Source organism: Microcoleus sp. BM001215392, assembly GCF_036700185.1.
Lineage (GTDB): Bacteria > Cyanobacteriota > Cyanobacteriia > Cyanobacteriales > Microcoleaceae > Microcoleus.
The window spans coordinates 1-4706 of the sequence record NZ_JAUBOJ010000489.1 but is presented as its reverse complement, the minus strand read 5'-3'; the positions used below and the strand labels follow the sequence as shown (position 1 = coordinate 4706).

Here is a 4706-nt window from a genome sequence, read left to right as displayed (position 1 = left end):
ATAACCAAAGCCTCTTTCTGCACTCCAGATAGGGGCTTTGTTGTTTTTGCTGATTCAACAAAAAATAGAGAAAGGATACCGATCTGGGTTGTCGGGGCGACAAGTCACCTATAACGCTGATAGAATAAGCCTCATAGCTCTTATGCCTTGTTGATAATTAGGTAGTTTATGTGGATACAAAGACATTAATTCAACAATAACCTGCCAATTACTAAACATCGAATCGACCCATGATTCACCCCAAAGTCCAATATAAAAAGTGCTATGACGTGCATATTTTCTGTGATTTTCTGTTTTTCTACTTAGATATTCTTGAACTTGCTTTGACTTAATTTCTATCCCTTGGATTATACTCTTCAAGTATGCTAGTGACAACAAAATTAATAATTTACTCAATCGCTCACCGGTGAGATTAGTCCTTTCTAGGTTATATCCTCCACTCTTAAAGTCTCTGAACATTTCTTCAATTCCAAATCTTTTTGCATAGGCATCAACTGCTGCTTGTATATCTGCCAAGCTGGTCAGAATATACCAAGGTTCTTCTGTAGTAATATTTCGATATTTGCCCAGCCACTTACCTGCTAGATTAAACCCCTTAATGGGTGCGGTTTTTCTAATTGTTACTTCTTGATTTAAAAAGCTATTTCCTGGCTCTAACCCTAGCATTTTTAGTTCAGTCCATAACTCCTCTTCTGTCTTGATACAAACATTCTTTTTTAGTCGTAAACAGAAATCTACTTTCTTCTCCCTGAGCCAATTTGCCAGGGTAACACTACAAAATTCACGCTCTCCTAACACGAGCAATTTATAATCTGATAAGGCGGCGAATACTGGCGTTAATACAAATTGTTGATTTTCCAATGTGCTGTTCCCTTGTTTGTCAAGGGCTTGCCAATAAATAGGAATGGCTCTTTTTCGCCAAATCATGCTGACCATCAAAATATTATTTGATTGCCATTTGGTTCGATCTATTGCTAAATATACAACCTTATTTTGTTTGACACTACTTTTAATCCAACCAATCACCAGTGGCAACCAAATATTATCTATACTCCATTCATTCTCTGATAAAAATCTCTGAAGTTTTTTTCTTCTACTTTCAAAATTAATAGGTATTGCTAGTTTTGTCGCTATGGTTTATAATGTGACTTCTTTAATCGATTGCACTACTTGAATCAATAAAATTGTCACTAAGTAATTAGAACGTGTCAGCTTTTCTGACAAATGGGCATGATACAATTCTGGTATCATTTAATTGTTTTTTGGGTAAGAAGCTTTCTTACCCTATCTTTTTTCAGGCTATTTGTCTAGAGTTGCCGGACTGTATGACTTTCAGGCGACCTGTCGCCCCGTCAGCTATATTTCAGGATACGCAAAACTGGTGCAAAGACATCTTGGTATAAATCCTCAAGTCGCTGATGGTTTGTCTGACAACCAAATCAGGGAAGCAGAAAAGATTCTGAGTTTCCAACTTCCAGCCTTTTTTCGCGACTACTACAGAATAGTTGGAAATTTATCAGAGTTGAACAAGGCACACAATGTGCTTTTCGATATTACAGAACTTTTTGAAGACAATGATTTCTTGATTTTTATGGAAGAGAACCAAGCAGTAGTTTACTGGGTAATAAAAATAAGAGAGCTAGCTATTCCCGAGCCAGAAGTTTGGCAGCAAGTCAACTCAAATCCGTCTGACGAATGGTACTCGGAGGAAATGACATTTAGTTACAATGCTTAGCTATCAGGATTGATTCGATAAGTTTTTTTCGATCCCATAACTCTATGTCGTTAGATTTAGCAAGTTTGCAAGCGTTTTCTGTAAATCTGTTGTTGGTGATTACTATTGCTCTATTTCCTTTGTAATGTCTGACGGCTCCGGCTACTTCTTGAACTGCTTTAATCCCAACTGGATTTTTGCTTCTTTTCGCTTGAACCACGGTTTTTGAGCCGTCTTTATATAAAATTAAATCCGCCCCATAATCTTGACTATCCTGAGTTAAAGTAACACTATAACCACAAATTCTAAAATGGACAGCTAGAAAATTTTCAAACTCTTTTCCAGTCATTTCATCAATTTCAAGAATAAAACTTTCTAATAAGGATTTTCTCGGGTCTTCTTCTTTGAATGGATCTACCCATTCAAGAATCATACTTACCACAGCGATAACTAGAGCGGCTATTAATATAAAATCTAACATATTACAACCCCAGATAAATTCGTAAGGTGCGCAGTGCGCACCCTACAATAATTAGTTTGTAGTAAGGACTTCAGTCCTTAGATGCGCCCTAAGCACCCCACAAAAACTAATTAATCAGCAGTACCGGTTTGCAGCGACTCTTTAGCAGTCTGAGTCCACTCAGAGTGGAAGAATTCGCCGCGCGGTTTGTCGGTGCGCTCGTAGGTGTGAGCCCCGAAATAATCGCGCTGAGCTTGCGTTACGTTTTGTGGCAATCTTTCGCGCCGGTAGCTGTCGAAATAGTCCAGGGACGCGCTGAAGGCCGGTACAGCGATACCAAGCAGGCTAGCGGTAGACAACACGTCGCGCCAAGCTGATTGGCGATCGAGAATGCTCTGTTTGAACTCCGGCGCTAACAGCAAATTCGGCAGTGCGGGATCGTCCTTGAAAGCTTTTTTAATCTTGTCCAAAAATCCAGCCCGAATAATGCAGCCGCCCTTCCAAATGCGAGAAATTTCGCTCAAACTCAACTCATAACCGTAGGACTTCGAGGCCGCGCTCAACAGCGCCATACCTTGGGCATAGGAGCAAATCTTCGAGCAGTAAAGCGCATCCCGAACTTTGTTCACAAACTCCTTAGGATCGCCTTCATACTTGGTGGTAGGCCCCGTCAGTTCTTGCGAAGCTTTCACACGTTCTGCTTTGTAAGAAGACATGATTCTCGCATTCACAGCAGCGATAATTGTGGGAATGCTGACGCCCAATTCCAAAGCACTCATCACCGTCCAGCGACCAGTACCTTTTTGACCGGCGGCGTCCATAATTACCTCAACTAAGGGTTGCTTAGTTTCCGGGTCAATGTATTTGAAAATATTAGCCGTAATTTCAATCAAAAACGAGTTGAGTTCGTCCGTGGTATTCCATTCGGCAAACACTTCCTGCAACTCTTGACCGCTGAGTCCACCGACGTTTTTCAGCAAATCGTAGGCTTCAGCAATGAGCTGCATATCGCCGTACTCAATGCCGTTGTGAACCATCTTCACGTAGTGACCGGCACCCCCAGGGCCGATGAATGTGACGCAGGGGCCGTCATCTACTTGAGCTGCAATTTTGGTGAGAATTGGCTCTAGGATGCCGTATGCAGCGTGGGTGCCGCCGGGCATCAAGCTAGCACCGTTGAGGGCGCCTTCTTCGCCGCCGCTGATGCCCATACCGACAAATCCGAGTCCCGCTGCTTCTAAATCTTTGGTGCGGCGTTCGGTGTCGTCGTAGAGCGAATTGCCGCCGTCAATAATCATGTCGCCCGCTGACAGCATGGGTTTGAGCTGGTCGATGACCGCATCTACTGGTTTGCCAGCTTGCACCATAACTAAGATGCGGCGCGGGGTTTCGAGGGCATCGACGAATTCTGTGAGAGTCTTGGCGGCTACAATGTTTTTGCCGGGGGCGCGTTTCGCCATGAATTCGTCGGTTTTTGCTGCTGTGCGGTTGTACACGGCTACGGAGAAGCCTCTGCTTTCGACGTTGAGGGCTAGGTTCTCGCCCATCACTGCTAGACCGATTAAACCAAAATTTTGCTTTGTCATGCTAATAACCCGCTAGTTCCGCTTGAGGATTGATTTGGGAGAGAGGAAAGCGAGGCGGGGTGTAGCGCTTTCCGGTGGACTAAAAGTATTGGACAAGAGACCGAGGTGGTTTAGGTTTATTTTTATATTGTAAGAATTGCTGTTTGGTAAATCAGTAGGTTTTTTTAAGATTTAAGAATTATTAATGACGCGGGCAGGTGATGATAAGGCAGGTATTATGTCGATCGCAGTAACGATAGATACAGATAAGCGGACATTTTGAGGAAAATTTAGGAGATTGTTGTAATTATGGAAGATTTGCAGTATCTGGCGGCTTGGGTGAAGGAGCAACACGCTCGGGAGTATATTTTAACTTGGCTGCTGAGTCAACAGGGGCTGTGGTGGTCGGATGGGGAGATTTATCAGGCGGTTTTGCAAAAGTCGGGAAAGCTGTTGAAGGCTTACGTGCAGAAACGGCAGGCTGGAGAGTTGTTTGAGGGGATTTCTGAGAAGTTGGTGGGAGATGATAATTGGGATGATTTGGCGAGCAGTTTGGGGCGAATCATTGCTGTTTATCAGGAGGAATTGCTGAAGTTGCAAGAGCGCGATATGCGGGGGGACGGGCTAAAAAAAAAGTCAATTAGCCAACCTGTAAGTGGGGATTCTTTGTCGGTGTTGGAGGTGCAGCAAGCTTTGCCCGATCCTTATGCGGATACGCTGACGGGGAGATAATTGCTCATCGACTTGAAGGAGGCACAATCATCCCAGAAACCCGGTTTCTTCCTATATCTCTCGTACTGGGCAGAAAATCTTCATAGAAACCGGGTTTCTCGCCACGCAGCGAGAGAATTCGATCGCAAATCTCCGATAATTTATCACAATCACCCGCGCCAAAATCCTCACGTTAGCCCACAAGTCCGCCGTTCGTTTCAAACCCCCGTCTCATAGCGAAAGTCCTCTCAAAGAG

At 43.6% G+C, this 4706-nt stretch carries 5 protein-coding genes; 2 read left to right on the top strand and 3 right to left on the bottom strand.

The genetic code is table 11. The features are described 5' to 3' along the window. Positions 1 to 108: 108 nt before the first annotated feature. On the bottom strand, positions 109 to 1134 hold the full coding sequence (locus QT974_RS31285) for an IS4 family transposase (protein WP_333472269.1): 1026 nt from the start codon (positions 1132 to 1134) through the stop codon (positions 109 to 111). Between the two features lie 247 nt (positions 1135 to 1381). On the opposite strand from QT974_RS31285, the gene QT974_RS31280 reads away from it, so the two are divergent. Continuing rightward, complete coding sequence (locus tag QT974_RS31280; RefSeq protein WP_333472268.1) at positions 1382 to 1735, top strand: SMI1/KNR4 family protein; 354 nt, start codon at positions 1382 to 1384, stop codon at positions 1733 to 1735. Here QT974_RS31280 and QT974_RS31275 read toward each other — a convergent pair. Both QT974_RS31275 and gnd read right to left on the bottom strand, forming a co-directional pair. Then, on the bottom strand, positions 1719 to 2195 hold the full coding sequence (locus QT974_RS31275; protein ID WP_333472267.1) for a restriction endonuclease: 477 nt from the start codon (positions 2193 to 2195) through the stop codon (positions 1719 to 1721). The genes QT974_RS31280 and QT974_RS31275 overlap by 17 nt on opposite strands. Positions 2196 to 2305: 110 nt before the next feature. Next, complete coding sequence (gnd, locus tag QT974_RS31270) at positions 2306 to 3760, bottom strand: decarboxylating NADP(+)-dependent phosphogluconate dehydrogenase (RefSeq protein WP_333472266.1); 1455 nt, start codon at positions 3758 to 3760, stop codon at positions 2306 to 2308. 288 nt (positions 3761 to 4048) lie between these two features. Between gnd and QT974_RS31265 the strand changes: the two genes are divergently transcribed. Continuing rightward, a complete protein-coding gene (locus QT974_RS31265) occupies positions 4049 to 4471 on the top strand; it encodes a hypothetical protein (protein WP_333472265.1) in 423 nt (140 codons plus the stop codon). Positions 4472 to 4706: the final 235 nt, after the last annotated feature.

What these genes read in the sequence shown, in the direction of transcription:
- gnd (WP_333472266.1), bottom strand. Translation starts at nt 3,760, where the DNA reads ATGACAAAGCAAAATTTTGGTTTAATCGGTCTAGCAGTGATGGGCGAG.
- QT974_RS31265 (WP_333472265.1), top strand. Translation starts at nt 4,049, where the DNA reads ATGGAAGATTTGCAGTATCTGGCGGCTTGGGTGAAGGAGCAACACGCT.
- QT974_RS31275 (WP_333472267.1), bottom strand. Translation starts at nt 2,195, where the DNA reads ATGTTAGATTTTATATTAATAGCCGCTCTAGTTATCGCTGTGGTAAGT.